The following is a 20,059-nucleotide window of genomic DNA, read 5'->3' on the forward strand; positions in this document are numbered from 1 at the left end:
TTCCCTGCTGGAGCTGACCGATTTTACGCCAGAATTGCGCCGAGTACCGCGTTCAGACGCTGTAGCCCCTCCGGTGTGGCAACCAGACGGTCGGCATCGCGGGTGAGGAAATTGCCGTCAATCAGGCGGGACAGGGCTGCCGGATCGACGAAATCGTCCAAATTCCGGCCGGTTTCCTCCGTCAGGCGGGCAAGCCGCACGCCTTCGCTCAGGCGCAGCCCCATCATCAGCAGCTCGGTCCCGCGGGCGTCGCGGTCGATGGGATCGGGAGCGGCAGCGCCATGGCCGTCGCGCTCCACCCGCTCCAGCCAAATCTCCGGGGCGCGGTGGGCTCGGGTGGCGAACTTCTCGCCGTCCAGCGTCAGCCGGCCATGGGCACCGGGACCGATGCCGACATAGTCGCCATAGCGCCAGTAGGTCAGGTTGTGGCGGCTTTCCTCGCCTGGACGGGCATGGTTGGAAATCTCGTAGGCCGGCAGCCCGGCCGCCGTCAGCTGGCTCTGCGTCGCCTCATAGAGATCGCCGGCCAGATCCTCGTCGGGCAGCACCAGATCGCCGCGGGCATGGAGCGGATAGAAGGCCGTGCCCTGCTCGATGGTCAGCTGATAGACCGACAAATGGCCGACCGCGTAGTCCAGCGCCCGCGCCAGCTCCGCCTGCCACGCCGCCACCGTCTGGCCCGGACGGGCATAGATCAGGTCGAAGGAGAAGCGGTCGAAAATCCGCGCCGCCAGTTCGATGGCGCCGGTCGCCTCCGCCGCATTGTGCTCGCGGCCGAGGAACTTCAGGCTGGCGTCGTCCAGCGCCTGGATGCCCAGCGAGACGCGGTTGATGCCGGCGCTGCGGAAGGCGCGGAACTTGTCGGCTTCGACGGAGGTCGGGTTGGCCTCCAGCGTCGCCTCCAGCCCCTCGGCGACCGGCCAGCGTTTAGCGACACGGTCGATGATGGCGCCGACGGTGGAGGGTTCCATCAGCGACGGGGTGCCGCCGCCGAAGAAGATCGAGGTGACGGTGCGGCCGGCGGTCAGGTCGGCGTAATGGTCCAGCTCGCGCAGCAGCCCGGCCCGCCAGCGGTCATGGTCGACCCGCTCGCGGACATGGCTGTTGAAATCGCAGTAGGGGCACTTCGACTTGCAGAAGGGCCAATGGACGTAGATGGCAAAACCGGGGCTGGAGAAGCCGGGATCGGACATGGTCACCGGAAGCACCGCTCCACCAGCTGCTGGAAGGCGTCGGCGCGGTGGCTCATCTCGTGCTTCTTGGCCGGGTCCATCTCGCCGAAGGTCAGCCCGTGCCCGTCTGGCAGGAACATCGGGTCGTAGCCGAAGCCTTGCGGCCCCCGCGGCGGCCACACCAGCGTGCCATAGCAGCGGCCCTCCACCGTCTCGACATGGCCGTCCGGCCAGGCGAGCGACAGGGCGCAGACGAAATAGGCGCTGCGGTCGGTCTTGCCCACCAAACCGTCCTCGACCTTTTGCATCGCCATGGCGAAGTCCTTGGTCGGGCCGGCCCAACGGGCGGAGTAGATGCCGGGATCGCCGTTCAGCGCCGGCACCACCAGCCCGCTGTCGTCGGCAAGCGCCATATGGCCCGCGGCGGCTGCGGCCTTGGCCTTCAGCTCCGCGTTGGCGATGAAGCTGGTGCCGGTTTCCTCGGGTTCGGGCAGGCCCAGCTCCCCGGCCGAGGTGAACGTGGCGACATAGGGGCCGAGCAGGTCGGCGATCTCGCGCACCTTGCCCTTGTTGTGGCTGGCGATGACGAGGGTGTCGCCGGTGAAGCGGCGGGGAGCGGACATGGTCATGAACCTCTGACTGAAACGGCCTTATATAAGCGCTGGAAAGCTCCGACCTGTGGTCGGCACTTTCCAGCCCCTCAAACGCCGGGCGGCCCGCGGACGCGGGCCTTGGCTTCGCGGGCATGTGCCCGCGCGGCCGCGGTCGCGGCCGATACCAGGGTCAAAAGTCGAAACTTTATGACTCTGGTATTACTTGATGCCGAGGACCTGCTTCTGCAACGCCACCAGCTCGGTCACGCCCTTGCGGGCGAGCGCCAGCAGTTCCATGAACTGCGGCTCGGAGAAGGGGGTTTCCTCGGCGGTGCCCTGGATTTCGACGATGCCGGCCTTGCCGGTCAGGACGAAGTTGGCATCGGCCTGCGCCTTGGAATCCTCGTCGTAATCGAGGTCGAGAACGGCGTTGCCCTGATAGAGGCCGCAGGAGACGGCGGCGACCTGATCGGTCAGCGGCATCGTCTTCAGGGCGCCGATCTGCATCAGGTGCTGGAAGGCCAGATGCAGGGCGACATAGCTGCCGGTGATGGCGGCGGTGCGGGTGCCGCCGTCGGCCTGGATCACGTCGCAGTCGATCTTGATCTGCTTCTCGCCCATCGCCGAGCGGTCGGTGACGGCGCGCAGCGCGCGGCCGATCAGGCGCTGGATTTCCTGGGTGCGGCCGGACTGCTTGCCCTTGGCCGCCTCACGGTCGCTGCGGCTGTGGGTGGAGCGCGGCAGCATGCCGTATTCGGCGGTGACCCAGCCCAGCCCGGTGTTCTTCAGGAAGCGCGGCACCGTCTCGTCGACGCTGGCGGTGCACAGCACATGCGTGTTGCCGAAACGCACCATGCAGGACCCCTCGGCATAGCGGCTGAAGCCGGGTTCGAGGGAGACGGTGCGCAGTTGGTCGAAGGCGCGGCCGGAGGGGCGCATGGGCATCATTCCGAAGGTCGTTTGCAGATCGGCGGCAAGCTAACGGCTCTGCCCCGCCCCGTCCAGCACGGTGTCCGTGACCATCGGGGCGGGCGACAGCGTCGCCGCTGGGCGCGTCGCCCGCTCCAGCCACAGGGTCAGTAAGGGAATGGCAAGCCCGATGGCGATGGAGACCGTGGCCATGGTCGAGACATGCTCCAGCCGGCCGTCGGGCGCGTTGGTCAGGATCTCTGCCGACAGGAAGGCGCCGAAGGCGGAGCTGAGATGCTGGACCGCCGACACCAGCGCCATGAAGCCGGCGCGCTCCTGCGGGTCCGGCACACGGGAGAAGGCGGCGCCGTTGGCGACCATGCGGACACCGACGAAGGTCATGAAGAAGGGAAACAGCCCCAGCACCGGCATCCAGGGACGGTAGCCGATGAAGGCGGTGAAGATCACGACGCTCAACCCCACGGTCGCCGCGAAGGTGATGGCGCTGGAGCCATGGCGGTCGACCAGCCGGCCGGCCCAGCGGGATGCGAAGAAGCTCAGTGCGCCGCCGGTCATGTAGACCAGGCTGAGATGGTCGCGCGGGAAGCCCAGATTGCCCTGCACATAAGCGGCGATGTTGGGAACGATCATGAATTGCTGGACCTGCACCAGCGCCACGGTGGCGTAGGCCAGCCAAACCTTGCGGCGGGACAGCAGCGCCGTCATCCGCACCCAGGCGCCGGTCTTTACTCCCGCCCCTGCCCCGGCAGCCAGATGACCGCGCTGCGGCGGCAGGATGGCGATGGCGGCGACGGCGACGACCAGCCCGGCGGCGGCCACCGCGAAGAACGGCAGGCGCCAGCCGCCATAGAGCGCCAGTTCCAGCCCGACCGGCACCCCGGCGATGGCCGACAGCGAGAAGGCCGACATCACGGCCCCCATCGCCTGCCCGCGGCGCTGCGGCGCCACTTGATCGGTCAGCGTGGCGATGGCGACCGCAACGGCCGGGCCGCCGAACAGTCCGGCCAGCACGCGCGCCGCCAGCAGCGACGGGAAGTCCCAGGCCAGACCGCCGAGCGCGGTGGAGACGATCAGCCCGGCCATCGCCACGGCAAGCGCCCGGCGCCGGTCGAAGCGGTCGAGCAGCATCGACCCGATCAGCCCGGCCACCGCGGCGGCGGCGGTGTAGCTGCCGCCGATGTAACCGATGTGCGCCGCCGGAATGCCAAGCGCCCGTGCGAAGTCGGGGCCGAGCGGCATCACCATCATGAAATCCAGGATGTTGATGAACTGCACCGCCGCGATGACCAGCGTGATGCGGCGTTCGTCAGGCGTCAGGGCGGTGGGGGCCGCAGGGCGTGTGGCCTGGGACAAGATGGAGGCTCCGGCAGAGGCGGAAAAGCGCGGATTGCGGGGGTGCACCGCATGGTAACAGCCGTCGCCCGGCCTGCCCAAACGCCATGGTCATGCAAGGCGAGCGCAGCAGATAGGACGCGATCCCAACTGAATGTGTCTCTGATCGTCAAAGAAATGCATGATTCGTACAAAAAGCGGGCTTTGGAGGCTTGGCGAGTTGCGCGTGTGGCGTGTACCATCGCGACCCCACCGTCGGCAGCGCACCGCACAAAAAGCATCAACGACGACCGACGGGCTGTACACTCCGTTGAGGAACACGACATCCATGTCCGACACCAAGCGCGTCACCGATGAAGAGGCCCTGCTGCTGCATTCCAGCGGCCGGCCCGGCAAGCTGGAAATCACCCCGACTAAGCCGCTGACCACCCAGCGCGATCTGGCGCTGGCCTATTCCCCCGGCGTCGCCGCCCCCTGCCTGCGCATCGCCGAAGACCCGTCGCTCGCCTACGACTACACGGCCAAGGGCAACATCGTCGCCATCATCTCCAACGGCACCGCGGTGCTGGGGCTGGGCGACCTGGGTGCGCTCGCCGGCAAGCCGGTGATGGAAGGCAAGGCGGTGCTGTTCAAGCGCTTCGCCGACGTCGACGGCATCGACCTGGAGGTCGACACCCGCGACGTGGACGAATTCGTCAACTGCGTGCGCTTCCTCGGCCCCAGCTTCGGCGGCATCAACCTGGAAGACATCAAGGCGCCCGACTGCTTCATCATCGAGGAGCGGCTGCGCGAACTGCTGGACATCCCGGTCTTCCACGACGACCAGCACGGCACCGCGATCATCGCCGCCGCCGGCCTGATCAACGCCTGCGACATCACCGGCCGCAAGGTCGAGGACGTGAAGATGGTGGTGAACGGCGCCGGCGCGGCGGGCATCGCCTGCGCCGAGCTGTTCTGCACGATGGGTGTTTCACGTGAAAACATCATCCTGTGCGACACCAAGGGCGTGGTCTATCGCGGCCGCACCAACGGCATGAACCAATGGAAGTCGTCCTTCGCCGTCGACACCGACAAGCGCACGCTGGAAGAGGCGGTGGCCGGCTCCGACGTGTTCGTCGGCCTGTCGGCCAAGGGGGCGATGACGCCGGAGATGGTCAAGTCGATGGCGGCCAAGCCGATCATCTTCGCGCTGGCCAACCCCGATCCGGAGATCACACCGGAAGAGGTCAAGGCGGTGCGCGGCGACGCCATCGTGGCGACCGGGCGGTCGGACTACCCGAACCAGGTCAACAACGTCCTGGGCTTCCCCTACCTGTTCCGCGGCGCGCTCGACGTCCGCGCCACCACCATCAACGAGGCGATGAAGGTCGCGGCCGCCAAGGCGCTGGCGGCGCTGGCGCGCGAGGATGTGCCGGACGAGGTCGACGCCGCCTATTCCGGGCGCCGGCTGCGCTACGGCCCGGACTATATCATCCCGGTGCCCTTCGACCCGCGCCTGATCGTCACCGTCCCGGCCGCCGTCGCCCAGGCAGCGATGGAAAGCGGCGTGGCGCGCAAGCCGATCCTCGACCTGACCAGTTACAAGCACAGCCTGCGCACCCGCCTGGACCCGACGGCCGACAGCCTGGAGCTGATCCTGGAAAAGGTGCGGACCAACCCGCGCCGCGTTGTCTTCGCCGAGGGCGAGGAGGAGCGGACGATCCGCGCCGCCATGGCCTTCCGCGCCCACGGTTACGGCACGCCGGTGCTGATCGGCCGGGAAGAGGTCATCCGCGAACAGCTGACGGCGATGGGGCAGCCCAACGTCCAGTTCGAGATCCACAACGCCCGCCTGTCGGACGCCAACCGCCGTTATGCCGACCACCTCTACCGCCGCCTGCAGCGCAAGGGCGCGCTGCTGCGCGACTGCCAGCGGATGGTCAACCAGGACCGCAACGTCTTCGCCGCCTGCATGGTGGCGCAGGGCGACGCCCACGCCATGGTGACCGGCCTGACCCGCAGCTTCGGCGTCGCCTACGAGGAAATCCGCCGCGTCATCGATCCCAAGGCGAGCGAGCCGGTGTTCGGCCTGCACCTCTCGATCACCCGCAACCGCACCGTCTTCATCGCCGACACCACCGTCCATGTCCGTCCCGACGGCAAGACGCTGGCCGACATCGCGGTCGGTGCGGCGGCCAAGGCGCGGCAGATGGGGCACGAGCCGCGGATCGCGATGCTGTCCTTCTCCAACTTCGGCCAGACGCCGCACCCGAACACCGATCCGCTGCGGGAAGCCCTGTCGATCCTCGACAGCCGCCGGGTCGATTTCGAGTATGACGGCGAGATGTCGGCCGACGTGGCGCTGGATTACCAGCTGATGAAGCGGGTCTATCCGTTCTGCCGGCTGTCCGGCCCGGCCAACGTGCTGATCATGCCCGGCCTGCATTCGGCCAACATCTCGGCCAAGCTGCTGAACAAGATGGCCGGCGGCCAGATGATCGGCCCGCTGCTGATCGGCTTGGACAAGCCGGCGCAGATCGTCACCATGGGCGCCTCGGTCAACGACATCGTCACCGCCGCAGCATTGGCGGCGCATGACTCGCTGCCGTGGTGAGATGAGGTAAGACGCCTCTCCCGCCCTGGTGGAGGAAGAGGCGTGACCTTGCTGGCCTGGGCATCCTATAGTTTATTCCAGACACCAAGTGTTGGGAGGGGATGCCCATGCCGGATGGTCTCGTCGGTGCGGCGGAAGCGAACCGCGATGACATATCAGCGGATGTTGATCGCAGAATTCAGCATCGGCGGATGATGGAGTTGCTTGCGCAAGGGCTGCCCCTTGACTTCCAGGGCAACATTGATCGCGACGATGTGCATTCACGATGACGTTGGCATCGTCACCAACATTCTTCTCTCTGCGGTCCAGATAATCCGAACGTCACCAAGAGTTCGTGAGCTTTTATGAGGCTTGCTGAGAGACGCTTGAAGTTTGAACCACTTCGCATCGGCCTCATATCGAGCGCTTCTCGACCGTCATTCCCGCGGAGGCGGGAATCCAGATGTTCCAAAGGTTTAGTTGCCGATCAGCCTGGATCCCCGCCGCCGCGGGGATGACAGTCGATCAGGGACGGGCTTGGCTTCGACAACAATCAAAACTCCAAGTTAGCGCCTATCGCCTTTGCGGGGGATGACGGTCGAGAGAAGCGCCCATGAACTCACAGCTTCACCCCAACGCCTTGTAGAAAAAGGCCGTGTCGCAGAGCCCACCCTGCGGCCACAGGGCGAAGTTCGGGATGACGCCGACCTTCACCCAGCCGGCGCGCGTGTAGAGCCGTTCGGCCTCGGGCGAGGCGGTGTCCAGCACCAGCAGGGTCTTGCCGGCGGCGCGTCCCGCATCCTCTGCCGCCTGCATCAGGGCGGCGCCGACGCCGCGACAGCGGGCGCGGCGGTGGACCAGCATCTTGGACAGGTCGGCGCGGTGCGGCTGGTTGGGCGGCTGGGCGACCACCAGCTGGACGGTGCCAAGCACGTCGTCGCCATCCTCCGCCACCAGCAGGATGCGCTCTCCCCGCTCCACCCCGGCCGCCACGCTTCGCCAGAAATTTTCAGCAGTGGCGCGGTCGAGGGGGGCCATGAAGCTGACCGACGCACCGCCCTCCACGCAATCCAGCAGCACGTCGCTCAGGCCCGGCACGGCGGCGCCGGCCTCGTCCGCCGTCAGCACGCGGACCGTCATTGCACCGTCTCCGCTTTGTCGGTTCAGGTCCAGGCCGGCAGCATCCATGGCTCGCTCCTTCAACGTTTGACGGCGTTTGAACCGCCGCGCCCCTCGGTGGTCAGCGCCACGATGTAGCGGGCGGTGCGGTCGGTCGGGTTGTGAAAGCCGGTCGGCCGGTCGAGCCGCATGGCGAGGCAATCGCCGGTATCCAGCCGGTGCGTCACCTCGCCCACACTCAGCTCGATGGTGCCGTCCAGCAGATGGATCTGCTGCTCGACGATGGCGGCGCGGGTGCCGCTGTCGTAGGAGACGCGGGCGCCCGGCGGCAGCTCCACCTCCACCAGCTCGATGGGGGATGGATAGCCCGGCGGCGACAGGTTGCGGCGGCGATAGCCGGTGGCCGGGTCGGTCCAGGCGATCTGGTCGGCTCGGCGAACCACCGGGTCGGCGTCCGCGCGCTCGGCCTCGGCGAACAGCGTCGCCAGCGTCACGCCGAGCCCGGCGGCGAGCCGCTCCAGCACCGACGCCGTCGGGCTGCTCTGCCCCCGCTCCACCAGCGAGATCATCGAACGGCTGACGCCCGACCGTTCGGCCAAGCCGTCCAGCGTCAGGCCGCGGTCCGCCCGCAGGGCACGCAACCGGGTGGCAAGCCGGCTGTCGATGTCGTTTTCCGTCTTTTCCATGAAGATAGAATGAAGCTCTAGGATATTGGAGTCAACGGCCAGCCGCACAGTCTCCGCCATGAATCTTTTATGACCGTCGCGCGAGCGTCGCGGCGATGGTGTAGAAGGGCCGGACCCGTGCTTTCCCGGTCCGTCTCCACCCTCAAATCCGGTGCCACCCCATGCGCCAGAAGGCGTCGCCGCCCACCCCGCTTCTGACCGCCATCCTCCTGATGCTGGCCCCCCTTGCCGGCGTGCTGACCTGGGCGGTCTATAGCGGGGCCTTGCATGGCGGGCTAGCGCTGGCGGCGGGCATCGCGGCATTGGCGGGGGCGGTCCAGATCCTGCGGACCTACCGGCGCGACGCCAACGCGGTGACCGACTATGCTGCCCGTCTGGCCGAAACCGATGAGCCGCTGGCCCCGGCCGGCACGCCGCCCGCGCTGAAGGCGCTGGCCGCCACCATCGGCCGCCTGCACCGGGTCGGGCTGCGCCGCGCCGAAAGCGTGCGGATGCAGCTGGATGCCGACGAGGCGGTGATCGACGCCCTGCCCGCCCCTCTCCTGCTGATGGATGCCGACCGGCAGGTGGTGCGGGCCAACCAGACCGCGCGGGAGCTGTTCGGCGACAAGATCGTCGACCGCGACCTCGCCTCGTCCCTGCGGACGCCGGCGGTGCTGGAGGCGGTGGATTCGGTGCTGCGTGGCGGCGCCTCCCGCATCATCGAGTTCACCCTGCCGGTCCCGGTGGAGCGCAGCTTCGAGGCGCAGGTGAAGCCCTTCCAGCGGCTGGTGCAGGAACCCGACCCCTCGCTGCTGGATGGCGAGATCGAGGAGGAGCCGGCGCCGCGTCCGCCCACCGTCGCCCGCATGGCGATCCTGACCCTGCATGACGTGACCGCCGCCCGCCGGTCGGAGCAGATGCGGGCTGACTTCATTGCCAACGCCAGCCACGAGCTGCGCACGCCGCTGTCCTCCCTGCTGGGCTTCATCGAGACGCTGCGCGGCCCGGCCCGCGACGATCCGGAGGCGCAGGATCGTTTCCTGGCGATCATGCACGATCAGGCCAGCCGCATGACCCGCTTGGTCAACGACCTGCTGTCGCTGTCGCGCATCGAGCTGGACGAGCACATGCAGCCCAACGGGCGCGTCGATGTGGTGGAGGAACTGGAGAACGTCATCGCCGCGCTTCAGCTGAAGGCGGCGGAGCGCCGCATCCGCCTGCGCATGGAGGCGCCGGAGGATTTGCCGCCGGTCGTCGGCGACGAGGACCAGCTGACCCAGGTCTTCCAGAACCTCGTCAGCAACGCGATCAAGTATACGCGCGAGGACACCGACGTGACCGTCAGCGTGGCGTTGGCCGACGGTGCGGCGGTGGGCTTCGCCGGCCTGCCGGCGCCGGGAGGCGTGGCGAAGGACAAGCGGGCCGGGCGCGGCGGCACCGCCATGGTGTCGGTGTCGGTGCGCGACCGCGGCGACGGCATCGCCCGCACCCACCTGCCCCGCCTGACCGAGCGCTTCTACCGCGTCGATGCCGCGCGGTCGCGCGCCATGGGCGGCACCGGGCTGGGGCTTGCCATCGTCAAGCACATCCTGAACCGCCATCGCGGCCGGCTGACCATCGAAAGCGAGGTCGGGGTGGGCAGCGCCTTCACGGTTTATCTGCCCGCTGAATCTCCCTCTCCCCCCCGGGGAGAGGGCCGGGGTGAGGGGGAGACGCTGCGTATCGTTCCCAAGGCTCCCGCCGCGCGTCCCCCTCACCCTAACCCTCTCCCCGGGGGGGAGAGGGGATATGGCGGGGTGTGAGAGGGGTTGGGTGCTCTGTGACGCTGTCATGAAAGCGTCATAAAAACGTAATCAATCGGTCGCCCTCCGGGTCTATGGTCCGCGCCATTCCGCTGGACCAGTCTCCGTTTCCTCAAGGAGGGGCACCCGTGACCACCCGGACCCATGTTGTCGCCGCGACCGCCCTGGGCCTGACCCTGGCCTTGAGCCTTGCCGCCCCGGCCCGGGCGCAGTCGCGCGACCAGATCCGCGCGGTCGGCTCCTCCACCGTCTTCCCCTTCACCACCGCGGTGGCGGAGGCCTTCGGCAAGACCGGCAAGTTCAAGACCCCGGTGGTCGAATCGACCGGCACCGGCGGCGGGTTGAAGCTGTTCTGTGCCGGTGTCGGCCCGGCCCATCCCGACATCGCCAACGCCTCGCGCCGGATCAAGAAGTCGGAAATCGACCAGTGCGCCGGCAACGGCGTCACCACGATGACCGAGCTGAAGATCGGCTATGACGGCATCGCGCTCGCCTCCTCCCGGAAGGCGGCGCCGGTGTCGCTGTCCACCGTCGTGCTGTGGAAGGCGCTGGCGAAGGAGGTGCCGGTCAACGGCGCCCTGGTCGCCAATCCTTACAAGCTGTGGTCCGACATCGACCCGTCGCTGCCCAAGGCGGCCATCGAGGTGCTGGGTCCGCCGCCCACCTCCGGGACGCGCGACACCTTCAACGAGCTGGCGATGCTGGAAGGCTGCAAGAAGGTGGCCGAGGTCGCCAAGGCCGTTCCCGACGAGAAGGCGCGCGAGCGCGCCTGCATGACGATCCGCGAGGATGGCGCCTATGTCGAGGCCGGCGAGAACGACAATCTGATCGTCCAGAAGCTGCTCGCCAACCCCAACGCCTTCGGCGTCTTCGGCTACAGCTACCTCGACCAGAATCGCGACACCTTGCAATCGGCGAAGATGGATGGGGTGGAGCTGACGGCAGAGACGGTGGCCGCCGGCAAGTATGAGCTGGCCCGCCCGCTCTACATCTATGTCAAGAACGCCCATGCCGGCGTCATTCCGGGCATCCGCGAGTTCATCGGCGAATACACCTCGGAACGGGCGATGGGCGACGACGGCTATCTGGTCGACAAGGGCCTGATCCCGGAGCCGAAGGCGCTGCGCGACACCGCCCGCGTCGAGGCGGTCAACCTGACGCCGCTCCAGTTCTGAACACCTCTCCTGTCTGAGCAACCCGCATGCACCTGACCCTCCTCGCCCTGATCCTGGCCCTGCTCACCGTGATCGGCTTCATGATCGGCCGGTCGCGCGCCGCGGCGTCCGTCGGCGGGCGGGTGGCGGAGCTGCATTCGGTCCCCTCCTATCACGGCGTCTATGTCGCGCTGTGGGCCGGGCTGCCGGCGCTGCTGCTGTTCATCGCCTGGACGGCATCGGAAGGCTGGCTCGCCATGCAGCTGGTGCTGTCGGCCCTGCCGGAGCGGCTGACCACCGGCGACGGCCAGTCGGTCGCCCTGCTGAAGGCCGACATCCTCAACCTCGCCCACGGCATCTCGACCGGGCGCGAAGCCGATCCGCTGGTGGTCGAGGCGGCGCGCCGCTACGCCGCGTTGCGCGATCTTGCCGGCTGGAGCCTGCTGGCGGTCGGCGCCAGCCTCGCCGTCGCCGGGCTGGCTTGGGGCCGCCACCGCATCGGCCCGGACCTGCGCGCCCGCCCGGCCGTGGAGCGGGTGGTGCGGGTGGCGCTGGTCGTCTGCTCGCTGGTCGCCATCCTGACCACGGTCGGCATCGTGCTGTCGCTGCTGTTCGAGGCGTTGCGCTTCTTCACCGTCGTCTCGCCGCTCGACTTCCTGTTCGGCACCCATTGGAGCCCGCAGATGGCGATGCGGGCCGATCAGGTGGGATCCAGCGGCTCCTTCGGCGCGATCCCGCTGTTCGCCGGCACGCTGCTGATCACGGTGATCGCCATGGCAGTGGCGGTGCCGGTCGGGCTGATGGCGGCGATCTACATGTCGGAATATGCCGGCCGCGGCGTGCGCACCTGGCTGAAACCGGCGCTGGAGATCCTGGCCGGCATTCCGACCGTGGTCTACGGCTTCTTCGCCGCGCTGACCATGGCGCCCTTCGTGCGCTCGGTCGGCGAGGCGCTGGGGCTGGACGTCAGTTCGGAATCGGCGCTGGCCGCCGGCATCGTCATGGGGGTGATGATCATCCCCTTCGTCAGCTCGCTGTCGGACGACGTCATCAACGCGGTGCCGCAGAGCTTGCGCGACGGCTCCTACGGTCTCGGCGCCACCAAGTCGGAAACCATCAGGCAGGTGGTCCTGCCGGCGGCGCTGCCGGGCATCGTCGCCGCGGTGATGCTGGCGGTCAGCCGCGCCATCGGCGAGACGATGATCGTCACCATGGCGTCGGGCCTGACCGCCAACCTGACCGCCAACCCGTTGCAGGCGGTCACCACCGTCACCACCCAGATCGCCACGCTGCTGGTCGGCGACCAGGAGTTCGACAGCCCGAAGACGCTGTCGGCCTTCGGCCTCGGCCTCGTGCTGTTCCTCGTCACGCTCTGCCTCAACATGGTCGCCCTGCGGGTGGTCCGGACCTATCGGGAAAAATATGACTGACCTCGTCGAGCGGGACGCGGCGGCCGTGACGCCCTCCTCCGCCCCTACCTCCTCGCCACCGAAGTCGCGCCTGCGCAGCGAGGCCTTCGCCCGCCGCCTGCGCGCGCGCCATGCCGCGGAGCGCCGCTTCCGGCTGGCCGGCGCCGCCGCGGTGGCGCTGGCGGCGCTGATGCTGGTGCTGCTGCTGGGATCCATCGTCACGAAGGGCGCCAGTGCCTTCCTGGAGGCCCGCATCCGGCTGGAGGTGACGCTCGACCCGGCGGAGGTCGCCGACCGCAACTACACCGCCCTGCTGCGCCGGGCGCTCTACGCCCAGTTCCCCCAGGTGACCGACCGTGCCGGCCGCCGCGTGCTGAACGACCTGCTGTCGTCGGGCGCACCCTACGAGCTGGAGGCGATGGTGGCGAAGAACCCGGCGCTGGCCGGGACGACGCAGACAATCTGGGTCCGCGCCGACGACCAGATCGACCAGCTGGTGAAGGGCGCCTACCGCCGCGACCTGCCGGAGAGCGAGCGCGGGATCGGCGACGCCAGGATCGCCGCCGCCGACGCGCTGCTGGCCTCGGGTGCGCTGGCGCAGGGCTTCAACACCACCCTGTTCACGGCGGGCGACAGCCGGGAGCCGGAACAGGCCGGCATCGGCGGCGCCATCGCCGGCTCGCTGCTGACCCTGCTGGTGACGATGGCGCTGTCGGTGCCGACCGGCATCGCCGCCGCGGTCTATCTGGAGGAATTCGCGCCGAAGAACCGCTGGACCGACCTGATCGAGGTGAACATCAACAACCTCGCCGCGGTGCCGTCGATCATCTTCGGCCTGCTCGGCCTCGCGGTGTTCCTGGGATTCTTCGGCATGCCGCGCTCCGCCCCGCTGGTCGGCGGGCTGGTGATGGCGCTGATGACGCTGCCGGTCATCATCATCGCGTCCCGCGTCGCGCTGAAGGCGGTGCCGCCGTCGATCCGTCAGGCGGCGCTGGGCGTCGGCGCCTCGCCCTTGCAGACGGTGCTGCACCATGTGCTGCCGCTGGCGATGCCCGGCATCCTGACCGGCACCATCATCGGCATGGCCCGTGCGCTGGGCGAGACGGCGCCGCTGCTGATGATCGGCATGGTCGCCTTCATCGTCGACGTGCCCCATGGGCTGACCGACAGCGCCACGGTGCTTCCGGTGCAGATCTACATGTGGGCCGACAGTCCGGAGCGGGCCTTCACCGAGCGCACCTCGGCGGCGATCCTGATCCTGCTCGGCGTCCTGATCCTGCTGAACGGCGCGGCCGTGATCCTGCGCAAGATTTTCGAGAGACGGTGGTGAGCGTCATGAGCATTCAGAACCCGCTGAAGCTGCGGCCCCGCGCCGGCGACCGTGCCGGTCAACACGCGGGCGCCGCGCTGCCCAACAAGATGACCGCCCGCGGGGTGACGGTGTTCTACGGGGCCAAGCAGGCGTTGAAGGGCATCGACCTCGACATCCAGGAAAACCGGGTGCTGGCGCTGATCGGCCCGTCCGGCTGCGGCAAGTCGACCTTCCTGCGCTGCCTGAACCGGATGAACGACACCATCGAGGGCTGCCGGGTCGACGGGCGGATCGCGCTCGACGGCGAGGATGTCTATGGCAAGGCGGTCGATGCGGTGCAGCTGCGCGCCCGTGTCGGCATGGTGTTCCAGAAGCCGAACCCCTTCCCCAAGTCGATCTACGACAATGTCGCCTACGGCCCGCGCATCCACGGCCTGGCCTCCGGCCGCGACGAGCTGGACGAGGTGGTGCAGACCTCGCTGAAGCGCGCCGGGCTGTGGGGCGAGGTGAAGGACCGGCTGCGCGAACCGGGCACCAGCCTGTCCGGCGGCCAGCAGCAGCGGCTGTGCATCGCCCGCGCCATCGCCGTCAGCCCCGAGGTGATCCTGATGGACGAGCCCTGCTCGGCGCTCGACCCCATCGCGACCGCCCACATCGAGGAGCTGATCGACGAGCTGCGGGCCAACTACACCATCGTCATCGTCACCCACAACATGCAGCAGGCCGCCCGCGTGTCGCAGCGCACCGCCTTCTTCCATCTCGGCGAGATGGTGGAGTGCGACGACACCGAGGACATCTTCACCAACCCGCGCGACGAGCGCACCCAGGGCTACATCACCGGCCGCTATGGCTGAGATCCGCCCTGTGTGCCCCCTGTCTTTCCCAATGCCCGCCCCTCTTCCCTCCTTTGTTGAAAAGGCTGTGCCATGCCGGTTAACGTCGAGACGCGCGCTGTGAACGGAGCCACCATGAACGCGGCCCTGAAGCCGCTCGTCCTGATCGTCGAGGACGAGGCCGACATCCTGACGCTGCTGAAGTACAACCTGGAAAAGGAAGGCTTCCGCGTCGCCACTGCCAGCGACGGCGAGGAGGCCCTGCTGGCCGCCGGCGAGCAGACGCCGCACATCGTCCTGCTCGACTGGATGCTGCCGCTGATGAGCGGGCTGGAGGTCTGCCGCCAGCTGCGCCGCAACGCCAAGACCCGCGACATCCCGATCATCATGCTGACTGCCCGCGGCGAGGAAGGCGACCGGGTGCGCGGCCTGAATTCCGGCGCCGACGACTACATCACCAAGCCCTTCTCCCCGACCGAGCTGGTGGCGCGCATGCGCGCCGTGCTGCGCCGCGCGTCGCCCGGCATGACCGATGAGGTGCTGACCTTCGCCGACGTCACGATGGATCTGGCCGCCCACCGCGTCCGCCGCAACGGCCGGGACGTACACCTCGGCCCGACCGAATTCCGCCTGCTGCGCCATTTCATGCAGCATGCCGGCCGGGTGTTCTCGCGCGAACAGCTGCTCGATCTGGTGTGGGGCCATGACGTGTACGTCGAGCCGCGTACGGTCGACGTACACATCCGCCGCCTGCGCAAGGCGATGAATGAGGAGGACGAGCTGGACCTGATCCGCACCGTGCGGTCGGCCGGCTACGCGCTGGATACCAAGTCGGTGTGAGCCCAGGGTTGGGATGGGGGTAGGATGGGGGCAGAACCACCGCAGCATTGGTGAGACTGGCCCCCATGCCTTCCCCCATATCCCCCATGATCCTGCTCTTCACCGATTTCGGGCTTTCCGGTCCCTACACCGGCCAGATGAAGGCGGTGTTGGCGCAACAGGCGCCGGCCGTGCCGGTCATCGACCTGTTCGCCGACGCCCCCGCCTTCGACCCGCAGCTTTCCGCTTATCTGCTGGCTGCCTACGCTGCGGCCTTCCCGGCCGGCAGCGTCTTTCTCTCTGTCGTCGATCCCGGCGTCGGCACCGACAGGCGGCCGGTGATGGTGGAGGCCGACGGGCGCTGGTTCGTCGGTCCCGACAACGGCCTGTTCGCGTTGATCGCCCGCCGCACAACGTCGCTAAACGCCTGGACAATCGACTGGATCCCGGACCGGCTGTCCGCCAGCTTCCATGGCCGCGACCTGTTCGCCCCCGTCGCCGCCTGCCTCGCCACCGGGCATGCCGTGGCGCGCAGCCCGCTCGATCCCGCCGCCATCGACCGTCCGGACTGGCCGGACGAACTGCCGCGCATCGTCTATGTCGATGTCTACGGCAATGCCATGACCGGCCTGCGGGCCTCCGCCCTGCCCGCCGATGCGGTGCTGACCGCCGGTGGCGCCCGCATCGCCCGCGCCCGCACCTTCGGTGCCGTCGGGCCGGGAGAGCCGCTGTGGTACGAGAACTCCAACGGGCTGGTGGAGATCGCCGTCAACCGCGGGCGGGCCGACCGGGTGCTGGGGCTGGCGGTCGGCGACCCGGTGACGGTGGAGTCCTGAGAAAAGCCGGACAAAAGAAAACCGCCCGGAAGCGGGTGCTTCCGGGCGGCTGGCGCGTGATCCGATGCTTGTCCGATCAGGCGTCTCGGGTCGAATGTCTTTAGGCTCAGTCGTTGTTGCGCTGGCCCAGGAACTGCAGCAGGAACTGGAACAGGTTGATGAAGTCCAGGTACAGCGTCAGGGCGCCCATCAGGGCCAGCTTGCCGGTGCTCTCGTGATCGTAGCCCTCGGCGTAGCTTTCCTTGATCGCCTGGGTGTCATAGGCGGTCAGGCCGGTGAAGATCAGCACGCCGATGGCGGAGATCGCGAAGTGCAGGGCCGGCGACTGGAAGAAGATGTTCGCCAAGCCGGCGATCACCAGACCGATGACGCCCATCATCAGGAACGAGCCCATCTTCGACAGGTCGGCCTTCGTGGTGTAGCCGTAGAGGCTCATCGCCAGGAAGGTCGCGGCGGTGACGAAGAAGGTCAGCGCGATCGACGCCCCGGTGAAGACCAGGAAGATGGCCGACATCGACAGGCCCATCGCGCCGCAATAGGCCCAGAAGATCATCTGTGCCGATGCGAAGGACAGGCGCTGGATGCCGAAGGACAGCACCATGACGAAGGCGAGCGGAGCCAGCATCACCACCCACTTCAGCGGCGTGCCGAAGATGGTGGCCATCATGGCCGGGCTGGACGACACGAGTGCCGCGACCAGACCCGTCAGGATCAGGCCGGCACCCATGTAGTTGTAGACGCGCAGCATGTGCTGGCGCAGGCCTTCGTCGAAGTATCCCCGATCTGTCGCGCGGCCTGCGGTCGCGAAGCGGTTATAGGTCGGGTCTGCCATGGTTTGGTTTCCTCGATGGAATAGGGTGATCCCGTGCCAGGACATATTGGCGAGTCCGTCAGGCGGTTCAATAGGAATCGGCAGCGGTTTTTCCAGATGAAATAGCTTTCACGTTTCGTTTTTCCTGCGGCTTCATGACGCGGGAATCACTCGTTCCGAAGCAATGGCGCCGAAGGCTGGCCCAAAGCCCGCCAAGTACCATAGAACCCGAAAGCCAGCGTGATCGCCGTGCTCAGCAAAGCGGTGGTTATGACCGCCGACGGCAGGAAGCTCCATTCCCAATGCATCAGGAACTTCAGCACCGCCCAGGCGGTCAGCGTGCCGATGATGCCGGCGATGACCGCGGTCAGCAGGCCCAGCAGCCCGTATTCCAGCAGGAAGGCGCGCAGCACGTCGCCGCGCGTGGCGCCCAGCACCTTCAGCACCACCGCGTCGTAGACCCGGCGGCGGTGGCCGGCGGCGACCGCCCCGGCCAGAACCAGCGTCCCGGCGGCCAGCGTGATGCCGGCGACGATGCGCACCGCGGTGCCGATGTGGCCCAGCATCTCCGCCACGGTGTCGAGCGCGTCCTTCACCCGCACCATGGTGATGTTGGGGAAGCGTTGCAGGACGGCGCGCTGCACCTGGGCTTCGGCGTCGGGCGTGGCGCGGACGGTGGCGACCCAGGTCTGCGGCGCCCCCTCCAGCGTGCCGGGGGCGAAGACCATGGTGAAGTTGATCGCCATGCTGCTGAAATCGGCGGAGCGCACGTTGGCGACCTTCGCCTCGAAGCTGCGGCCCAGGATGTTGACGGTCATGGTGGCGCCGGGACCGATGCCGAAAGCCTCGGCGACGCTCTGGTGGATGGAGATCAGCGGCGGTCCGGCATAGTCGGTCGGCCACCAGCTGCCGGCGGTGACGGTTGAGTGTTTCGGCAGCGTCGCCGAATAGGTGATGCCGCGGTCGCCGGCCAGGATCCAGGCCTGCTCCGGGTTGACCAGAGCCTGTTCGGCGTCCTGGCCGTTCACCCGCTCGATCCGGCCGCGCAGGCTGGGCACCGCCTCGAAGGCGCTGGCGCCGGGGACGGCGGTGACGAGGTCGCGCAGGGGATCGAACTGGTCGCGCTGGATGTCGACGAAGAAGAAGGCGGGGGCATCCTGCGGGATGGTCTCCGACACCCGGCGGGAGAAGTTGCCCTGGATCAGCGCGATGGCGACCAGCACGGTCAGGCCGAGACCGAGCGACAGCACCACCGCCGCCGTCGGGTTGCCCGGCCGGTGCAGGTTGGCGAGCGCCAGCCGCAGGCCCGGACGCTTGACCCGGCCGACGCGGGCGGCTCCCCAGGTGACCAGGGCAGCGGCGGCTCGGAAGGCGAGGAAGGTGGCGATGGAGCCGCCGACGAACCACAGGGCGAAGATCTTGTTGTGGGCGGTCAGCACCGCCAGCCCGGCGAGCGCCAGCGCCGACACGATCATCGCGACCGTGTAGGGCGTGCGCGGCCGGCCACCGGCCGGCGCGATCACGTCGCGGAACAGCGCGCCCGCCGGCACCTCGCGCGCCCGGCCCAGCGGCCACAGCGAGAAGGTCAGCGCCGTCAGCACGCCATAGAGGGCGGCCAGCGCCAGGGCGCCGGGATAGACGCCGATGTGGGCCGACACTGGCAGCACGCCGTCGAGCAGCCGGCCAAGCGCCAGCGGCGCCACGGCGCCCAAAGCCAGCCCGATGACGATGCCCAGCAATGCCAGCGCCAGGATCTGCGCCAGATAGAGCTGGAAGACCAGGGCGCCGGGTGCGCCGATGCACTTCATCATGGCGATGGTGCGGGCGCGCGAATCGAGATGGCTGCGCACCGCGTTGCCGACCCCGACACCGCCGACCAGCAGCGCGGTCAGCCCGACCAGCGTCAGGAACAGCGTCATGCGGTCGATAAAGCGCTCGATCTGCGGCGAGGCGTTGGTGTAGTCGCGCATCCGCCACGGCGCGTCGGGGAAGCGGCTGCGCAACCCCTCCTGCCACGCCTTCAGGTCGGTCTCCGGCGGCAGCGCCACCTTGGCGCTCCACCAGGTGAGGCTGCCGGGTTGCAGCAACCCGGTGTTCGTCAGCGACGGCAGCGCCACCAGCAGCCGCGGCCCGAGCGAGAAGGCGTTGGAGGAGGCGCGGTCCGGCTCGCGGTCCAGCACGGCGGCGACGCGGTAGGCGCCCTCGCCGACATGGATGGTGTCGCCGGGCTTGATGCCCAGCCGGTCGACCAGACTGGCTTCGACCACGGCACCCCAGCGGCCGTCCTTCTGCGCCAGCGCGTCGCGCAGGTCGCCGCCACCGTCCAGCGTCACCGCGCCGTAGAGTGGATAGACATCGTCGACCGCCTTCAGCTCGACCAGCGATGACCGGACGTCGTCATCCGCGCGGGCCATCGCCCGCATCTCGGCGGAGGTCGACACCCGGCCGCCGGCCTTCAACGCCGCCATCTGCTCCTCGGCCGGCGGATTGTAGAGTTGCCGCAACGCGACGTCGCCGCCGAGGATGGAGCGCCCGTCGCTCGCCAGCCCGTCGAGCAGCCCGCTCGACACCGACTGCACGGCGGCGATGGCGGCGACGCCAAGGGCGAGGCAGGCGAGGAAGACCCAGAACCCTTTCAGGCCGGTGCGCAGCTCCCGCCGGGCAAGCCGGAGCGCGAGGCGGAGGTCGGTCATCCCC

Annotated in this window: 17 protein-coding genes; 9 read left to right on the plus strand and 8 right to left on the minus strand. The window is 68.4% G+C overall.

Annotated features, from left to right (window positions below; all coding sequences use genetic code 11):
• Nucleotides 1-23 precede the first annotated feature (23 nt).
• From hemW to ABNQ39_RS12535, 4 genes are all read right to left on the minus strand, one after another.
• On the minus strand, nt 24-1,193 hold the full coding sequence (gene hemW, locus ABNQ39_RS12520) for a radical SAM family heme chaperone HemW (protein WP_376959784.1): 1,170 nt from the start codon (nt 1,191-1,193) through the stop codon (nt 24-26).
• A 2-nt stretch (nt 1,194-1,195) separates the two neighbouring features.
• Complete coding sequence (rdgB, locus tag ABNQ39_RS12525) at nt 1,196-1,795, minus strand: RdgB/HAM1 family non-canonical purine NTP pyrophosphatase (protein WP_376957897.1); 600 nt, start codon at nt 1,793-1,795, stop codon at nt 1,196-1,198.
• 189 nt (nt 1,796-1,984) lie between these two features.
• Complete coding sequence (gene rph / locus ABNQ39_RS12530; RefSeq protein ID WP_109084942.1) at nt 1,985-2,704, minus strand: ribonuclease PH; 720 nt, start codon at nt 2,702-2,704, stop codon at nt 1,985-1,987.
• A gap of 39 nt (nt 2,705-2,743) precedes the next feature.
• Entirely contained in the window at nt 2,744-4,048 is a 1,305-nt protein-coding gene (locus ABNQ39_RS12535) for an MFS transporter (protein ID WP_376957898.1), read from the minus strand.
• A 307-nt stretch (nt 4,049-4,355) separates the two neighbouring features.
• Here ABNQ39_RS12535 and ABNQ39_RS12540 point away from each other — a divergent pair, with 307 nt between their 5' ends.
• Nucleotides 4,356-6,620 (plus strand): NADP-dependent malic enzyme, encoded by a 2,265-nt coding sequence (locus tag ABNQ39_RS12540; protein ID WP_376957899.1) that lies wholly within the window; start codon nt 4,356-4,358, stop codon nt 6,618-6,620.
• 107 nt (nt 6,621-6,727) lie between these two features.
• On the plus strand, nt 6,728-6,889 hold the full coding sequence (locus tag ABNQ39_RS12545) for a hypothetical protein (RefSeq protein ID WP_376957900.1): 162 nt from the start codon (nt 6,728-6,730) through the stop codon (nt 6,887-6,889).
• 337 nt (nt 6,890-7,226) lie between these two features.
• On the opposite strand, the gene ABNQ39_RS12550 is transcribed toward ABNQ39_RS12545, so the two are convergent.
• Together ABNQ39_RS12550 and ABNQ39_RS12555 are read right to left on the minus strand one after the other, a co-directional pair.
• Nucleotides 7,227-7,739 (minus strand): GNAT family N-acetyltransferase, encoded by a 513-nt coding sequence (locus tag ABNQ39_RS12550; RefSeq protein WP_376957901.1) that lies wholly within the window; start codon nt 7,737-7,739, stop codon nt 7,227-7,229.
• Nucleotides 7,740-7,798: 59 nt separating this feature from the next.
• Nucleotides 7,799-8,404, minus strand: coding sequence for a helix-turn-helix domain-containing protein (locus tag ABNQ39_RS12555; RefSeq protein ID WP_376957902.1), 606 nt, complete (start codon nt 8,402-8,404; stop codon nt 7,799-7,801).
• Nucleotides 8,405-8,565: 161 nt separating this feature from the next.
• On the opposite strand from ABNQ39_RS12555, the gene ABNQ39_RS12560 reads away from it, so the two are divergent.
• The 7 genes from ABNQ39_RS12560 (at nt 8,566) to ABNQ39_RS12590 (ending at nt 16,551) form a co-directional block, all read left to right on the plus strand.
• Entirely contained in the window at nt 8,566-10,188 is a 1,623-nt protein-coding gene (locus ABNQ39_RS12560) for an ATP-binding protein (RefSeq protein ID WP_376957903.1), read from the plus strand.
• Nucleotides 10,189-10,316: 128 nt separating this feature from the next.
• The gene (locus ABNQ39_RS12565; RefSeq protein ID WP_376957904.1) at nt 10,317-11,363 is read left to right on the plus strand and encodes a PstS family phosphate ABC transporter substrate-binding protein; all 1,047 of its coding nucleotides are present in this window, start codon (nt 10,317-10,319) and stop codon (nt 11,361-11,363) included.
• Between the two features lie 26 nt (nt 11,364-11,389).
• Nucleotides 11,390-12,772, plus strand: coding sequence for a phosphate ABC transporter permease subunit PstC (gene pstC, locus ABNQ39_RS12570; RefSeq protein ID WP_376957905.1), 1,383 nt, complete (start codon nt 11,390-11,392; stop codon nt 12,770-12,772).
• Complete coding sequence (gene pstA / locus ABNQ39_RS12575) at nt 12,765-14,081, plus strand: phosphate ABC transporter permease PstA (protein WP_376957906.1); 1,317 nt, start codon at nt 12,765-12,767, stop codon at nt 14,079-14,081. The genes pstC and pstA overlap by 8 nt, the downstream gene beginning before the upstream one ends.
• An 89-nt stretch (nt 14,082-14,170) precedes the next feature.
• Nucleotides 14,171-14,917: a phosphate ABC transporter ATP-binding protein PstB gene (pstB, locus tag ABNQ39_RS12580; protein ID WP_376959785.1), complete on the plus strand. Its 747-nt coding sequence runs from the start codon at nt 14,171-14,173 to the stop codon at nt 14,915-14,917.
• 114 nt (nt 14,918-15,031) lie between these two features.
• Nucleotides 15,032-15,736 carry a phosphate regulon transcriptional regulator PhoB gene (phoB, locus tag ABNQ39_RS12585; protein WP_109452346.1) on the plus strand — a complete coding sequence of 235 codons (705 nt, stop codon included), beginning with the start codon at nt 15,032-15,034 and terminating at the stop codon, nt 15,734-15,736.
• A gap of 86 nt (nt 15,737-15,822) precedes the next feature.
• Nucleotides 15,823-16,551 (plus strand): SAM hydrolase/SAM-dependent halogenase family protein, encoded by a 729-nt coding sequence (locus ABNQ39_RS12590; RefSeq protein ID WP_376957907.1) that lies wholly within the window; start codon nt 15,823-15,825, stop codon nt 16,549-16,551.
• A 106-nt stretch (nt 16,552-16,657) separates the two neighbouring features.
• Here ABNQ39_RS12590 and ABNQ39_RS12595 read toward each other — a convergent pair whose 3' ends face one another.
• Together ABNQ39_RS12595 and ABNQ39_RS12600 are read right to left on the minus strand one after the other, a co-directional pair.
• Nucleotides 16,658-17,383: a Bax inhibitor-1/YccA family protein gene (locus ABNQ39_RS12595; protein WP_063635611.1), complete on the minus strand. Its 726-nt coding sequence runs from the start codon at nt 17,381-17,383 to the stop codon at nt 16,658-16,660.
• Between the two features lie 146 nt (nt 17,384-17,529).
• A complete protein-coding gene (locus ABNQ39_RS12600; protein WP_376957908.1) occupies nt 17,530-20,055 on the minus strand; it encodes an ABC transporter permease in 2,526 nt (841 codons plus the stop codon).
• Between the last annotated feature and the right edge of the window lie 4 nt (nt 20,056-20,059).

Origin of the sequence: Azospirillum sp. A26 (genome assembly GCF_042604635.1) — a bacterium.
GTDB lineage: Bacteria > Pseudomonadota > Alphaproteobacteria > Azospirillales > Azospirillaceae > Azospirillum > Azospirillum palustre.

Coding starts and splice junctions, on each gene's coding strand:
- hemW (WP_376959784.1), bottom strand. CDS start 1,193: ATGTCCGATCCCGGCTTCTCCAGCCCCGGTTTTGCCATCTACGTCCAT.
- rdgB (WP_376957897.1), bottom strand. CDS start 1,795: ATGTCCGCTCCCCGCCGCTTCACCGGCGACACCCTCGTCATCGCCAGC.
- rph (WP_109084942.1), bottom strand. CDS start 2,704: ATGCGCCCCTCCGGCCGCGCCTTCGACCAACTGCGCACCGTCTCCCTC.
- ABNQ39_RS12540 (WP_376957899.1), top strand. CDS start 4,356: ATGTCCGACACCAAGCGCGTCACCGATGAAGAGGCCCTGCTGCTGCAT.
- ABNQ39_RS12545 (WP_376957900.1), top strand. CDS start 6,728: ATGCCGGATGGTCTCGTCGGTGCGGCGGAAGCGAACCGCGATGACATA.
- ABNQ39_RS12550 (WP_376957901.1), bottom strand. CDS start 7,739: ATGACGGTCCGCGTGCTGACGGCGGACGAGGCCGGCGCCGCCGTGCCG.
- ABNQ39_RS12555 (WP_376957902.1), bottom strand. CDS start 8,404: ATGGAAAAGACGGAAAACGACATCGACAGCCGGCTTGCCACCCGGTTG.
- ABNQ39_RS12560 (WP_376957903.1), top strand. CDS start 8,566: ATGCGCCAGAAGGCGTCGCCGCCCACCCCGCTTCTGACCGCCATCCTC.
- pstC (WP_376957905.1), top strand. CDS start 11,390: ATGCACCTGACCCTCCTCGCCCTGATCCTGGCCCTGCTCACCGTGATC.
- pstA (WP_376957906.1), top strand. CDS start 12,765: ATGACTGACCTCGTCGAGCGGGACGCGGCGGCCGTGACGCCCTCCTCC.
- pstB (WP_376959785.1), top strand. CDS start 14,171: ATGACCGCCCGCGGGGTGACGGTGTTCTACGGGGCCAAGCAGGCGTTG.
- phoB (WP_109452346.1), top strand. CDS start 15,032: ATGAACGCGGCCCTGAAGCCGCTCGTCCTGATCGTCGAGGACGAGGCC.
- ABNQ39_RS12590 (WP_376957907.1), top strand. CDS start 15,823: ATGATCCTGCTCTTCACCGATTTCGGGCTTTCCGGTCCCTACACCGGC.
- ABNQ39_RS12595 (WP_063635611.1), bottom strand. CDS start 17,383: ATGGCAGACCCGACCTATAACCGCTTCGCGACCGCAGGCCGCGCGACA.
- ABNQ39_RS12600 (WP_376957908.1), bottom strand. CDS start 20,055: ATGACCGACCTCCGCCTCGCGCTCCGGCTTGCCCGGCGGGAGCTGCGC.